This window comes from Mycobacterium sp. ENV421 (assembly GCF_002887815.1).
Taxonomy (GTDB): domain Bacteria; phylum Actinomycetota; class Actinomycetes; order Mycobacteriales; family Mycobacteriaceae; genus Mycobacterium.
On record NZ_PDHO01000126.1, the window covers coordinates 1 to 1,265 of the forward strand.

The window sequence follows — 1,265 nt, forward strand, 5'->3', positions numbered from 1 at the left end:
GGGTCTGCTGCACGATCAGGTGACAGTTTCGGTCACGCGGCCTGACTGGCCGGTGTGGTCATGATGGCTTCGTATTCGATCGGGGTCAACCGCCCGAGGCCGGCCTGGCGACGGCGCCGGTGATAGGTGCGCTCGATCCAGGTGACGATCGCGATCCGTAATTCCTCTCGGGTGTTCCAGCGACGGCGATCGAGCACGTTCTTCTGTAGCAGGCTGAAGAAGCTCTCCATGGCGGCGTTGTCGCCGGCTGCGCCGACCCGACCCATTGATCCGACCATCCCGTGATGGTTCAGTGCGTGCACGAATCTCCTTGACCTGAACTGAGATCCGCGATCGGAGTGCAGAATGCACCCGGCGACCCCGCCGCGGCGAGCCACCGCATTACTCAACGCGGTCGTGGCCAGTCGCGACTTCATCCGGGAGTCGATCGAATAACCCACGATGCGATTGGAGAACACGTCCTTGATGGCACAGAGATAGAGCTTGCCCTCGCCGGTGCGATGTTCGGTGATATCACTGAGCCACAACGTGTTTGGTTCACTAGCGGTGAAGTCGCGTTCGACCAGATCGTCGTGCACTGGTGGTCCGGGTTTGCCGTTCTTGCCGCGCTTCTTCCCGAACACGCTCCACAGCCCGTGCTGTGAGCAGATGCGCCATGCGGTGCGCTCGGCCATCGACTCACCGGCATCGCGGGCTTCCTCGACCAGGTAGCGATAACCGAACTCAGGGTCGTCTTTATGGGCGTCGAACAGGGCGTTGGCCCGGTAGGCCTCGACGATTTCGGCGTCGGTGATGGGGTGTGCCCGCCAGCGGTAGTAGGGCTGGCGGGCGAGCTTGAGTACCCGGCACGTCACCGCGACGGGAATCCCGTCGGCGGCGAGCTCACTTACGAGCGGGTAGATCCTTTTCCCGGCAGATTGGCCTGCGACAAGTACGCTGCCGCCCGGCGAAGGACCTCATTCTCTTGTTCCAACAATCGATTCCGGCGACGAAGCTCTCGCAGCTCAGCCGAGTCGCTGGTGCTCTTGCCGGGCTTGGCGCCCTCGTCGATATCGGCTTGGCGCATCCACTTGTGCAACGTCATCGGGTGCACGCCGAAATCGGTGGCGATCTGCTCGATCGTCACACCGTCATCGCGGTTGCGAGCGACCCGCACGACGTCGTCGCGGAACTCCTGGGGGTAGGGCCTAGGCACAAAGACATCCTTCCAGCCCACCCACCCGGGGCAAGCCAACTCAGATGTCACCTATTCGTGCAGCAGACCC

The 1,265-nt window shown here is 62.8% G+C and carries 1 protein-coding gene; it reads right to left on the bottom strand.

Annotated features, from left to right (window positions below; translation table 11 throughout):
- Positions 1–32 precede the first annotated feature (32 nt).
- Positions 33–1,195 (bottom strand): IS3 family transposase gene (locus CRM90_RS29975; protein WP_102810452.1). Its coding sequence is split into 2 segments (ribosomal slippage): positions 33–908 and positions 911–1,195, totalling 1,161 coding nucleotides; the frame shifts between segments, so codons are not numbered across the junction.
- Positions 1,196–1,265: the final 70 nt, after the last annotated feature.